The organism is Sphaerochaeta sp. S2 (assembly GCF_016406725.1).
Lineage (GTDB): Bacteria > Spirochaetota > Spirochaetia > Sphaerochaetales > Sphaerochaetaceae > Sphaerochaeta.
In genome coordinates, this window is the sequence record NZ_JAEKNT010000497.1 from 1 (window position 1) to 2251 (window position 2251).

Annotated in this window: 1 protein-coding gene, 5 tRNA genes, 1 other RNA gene and 1 pseudogene; 1 reads left to right on the top strand and 7 read right to left on the bottom strand. The window is 49.7% G+C overall.

All coding sequences use genetic code 11. The features are described 5' to 3' along the window. From dnaX to JF818_RS14485, 7 genes are all read right to left on the bottom strand, one after another. Positions 1-980 (bottom strand): DNA polymerase III subunit gamma/tau (gene dnaX, locus JF818_RS14455; protein WP_198892681.1); only part of this gene is annotated, 980 nt, incomplete at its 3' end. A gap of 99 nt (positions 981-1079) precedes the next feature. After that, positions 1080-1178, bottom strand: an RNA gene (gene ffs, locus JF818_RS14460) — signal recognition particle sRNA small type. Positions 1179-1191: 13 nt separating this feature from the next. After that, positions 1192-1276, bottom strand: a tRNA-Ser gene (locus JF818_RS14465). A 44-nt stretch (positions 1277-1320) separates the two neighbouring features. Further along, positions 1321-1408 (bottom strand) — tRNA-Ser (locus JF818_RS14470). Between the two features lie 33 nt (positions 1409-1441). Beyond that, positions 1442-1515, bottom strand: a tRNA-Arg gene (locus JF818_RS14475). 21 nt (positions 1516-1536) lie between these two features. Then, positions 1537-1623: transfer RNA gene (locus JF818_RS14480), tRNA-Ser, on the bottom strand. A gap of 39 nt (positions 1624-1662) precedes the next feature. Then, positions 1663-1747, bottom strand: a tRNA-Ser gene (locus tag JF818_RS14485). 286 nt (positions 1748-2033) lie between these two features. On the opposite strand from JF818_RS14485, the pseudogene JF818_RS14490 reads away from it, so the two are divergent. Continuing rightward, a pseudogene (locus tag JF818_RS14490) lies at positions 2034-2251 on the top strand (hypothetical protein); the annotation flags it as partial.

Genomic DNA, 2251 nt, shown 5'->3' on the forward strand with positions numbered 1-2251 from the left:
GCTTCCAGCTGTTCACTCGAATAGGCGTTTCTCAGGGCAAGGGGAATCCTGTCGGATTGAACTCCAAGGATTGCATCATCATGCACACCTGCCTTGATAAACAGCAAGCTTCTGAAAAAGAGGGTGAAGTCCTTGATACACTGTTCCACCGATACTCCTGCCTGCAACAAGTCCTGTACGGCGAGCAGTGCCTGATCGGTATGTTCATCCAAGAGAAGAGAGACTATTTGTGCAATCTGGTCGATGCCGACCAATCCCAGCTTGCTGCTGATTTTTTCCATGGTGATGTGCCCTTGGCTGAAGGAGACCACCTGGTCAAAGAGCGTGTAGGCATCACGCATGGAGCCGGTGGACTCCTTTGCAATCCAGAACAGTGCATCATCATCTGCTTCCACTTCCAAATCACTCGCAGCATCGCGTAAACAGTTCTTGATGGTATCCAGGTCGATAAGCTGGAAATGAAACTGCTGACAACGTGATCGTATGGTAGCCGGCACTTTTTGCAGTTCGGTAGTCGCAAAGATAAAGATGACGTATGCAGGGGGCTCTTCAATGGTTTTCAGCAGTGCATTGAACGCACTGGTGGAGAGCATATGCACTTCATCGATGATATAAATCTTGTACTTGCTGGTCTGGGGAGGGAAGAGGACCTCGTCCTTGATCTGCCGGATGTCATTCACGCTTGTGTTGCTTGCACCATCGATTTCAATAACATCAACGCTATTGCCTTGGGTGATCTCACGACAGTTGGAACAGACGCCACAAGGAGTGGCTGTGGGTCCTTGTTCACAGTTCAGGGCCCTTGCCAATATTCGGGCAGATGAAGTCTTGCCTACTCCTCTTGGTCCACTGAACAGATAGGCGTGGGCAATTCTTCCTTGTTCGATCGAATGTTTTATGGTTGATACCACGAATTCCTGACCTACCAAGCCGTCAAAAGACTGAGGGCGTTTCCTGGTAGCTGTTACTTCATATGCCATGAGAGCTCCTCTGTGAACGTACCCTGCGAGTATACCATACTTTGCTATCTAGGAACAGAAGTGCCAATCTGGGGAAGAGGTGATAACAGAGAAAAACCCAGCCAACAAATCGCCTGTGTCTCATGGGCAATTCACTTACCGCTGCTACCTTCCGGTCCTGACGGGGTTGGGCGAATGCACATAGCACAGAATCTGTTGACTGGGAATAAAACGGAGAGGGGGGGATTCGAACCCCCGGTGCCTTTCAGCACACACGCTTTCCAAGCGTGCACCTTCGACCACTCGGACACCTCTCCAAGGAACGAAATAAACGGAAAAACCTAAAAAATATCCAAGCTATCGGAGAGAGAGGGATTCGAACCCTCGGTACCGTCAGACGGTACAACGGATTTCGAGTCCGTCTCCTTCGACCACTCGGACATCTCTCCCAGTGTTATGACCGTTTCATACAAAACGAACTTTGAGACCAAGAGGATTCGAACCTCCGACCCTCAGTTCCGCAAACTGATGCTCTATCCAGCTGAGCTTTGGTCTCAATAATAAAAAAAATCAAAAACGGGGAGGGGGGGATTCGAACCCCCGGACCCGTTACCAGGTCAACTCCTTAGCAGGGAGCCCGATTCGGCCGCTCTCGCACCTCTCCATATAGAAAAAAACAAATTCATCTAGATAGATGAATGAACGGAGAGAGGGGGATTCGAACCCTCGGAGACTCGCGCCTCAACGGTTTTCAAGACCGCCTCCTTCGACCGCTCGGACATCTCTCCAAACAGACATGATATTCCTCTATTTACAAGAATATCAATCGGGTTACCACTATAGTGAGTGCCTCAATCTTTGTCAAGAACTCTGATGGGAGAAAAAAATAGCGTTCCCACCCGGAAGTGATATTGTCCTGAGGTAACGGAAGGGATTTTGTCACATGAGCACAGGAAGGGGATTTTCTGCCTGTCTTTGTGATATAGTCCAGGCTACAAGAAAACAAGAGGGATTGGTTCTTCTGTTTTAGACGACTAGTGAACCAATCCCCACCCAATTACAGGTGGTTACAGTATGGTATGGGATGCGCATGCAAGGCAAGTGGTACAGGAAGCGGTAGAGGGCAAGATAAACAGGTTCAGGGCCTCGGTGAGACTCAATGTGTCGCTCAGGACCGTGCAGAGGAAAATGAAGGAATACCGTGAACGGGGCGAGGAATGCTTCGAGCATGGCAACAAGGGGAAGGCCCCGGCCAACAAGGTCGACCTGGATGCGATCATCGCGTTCATAGA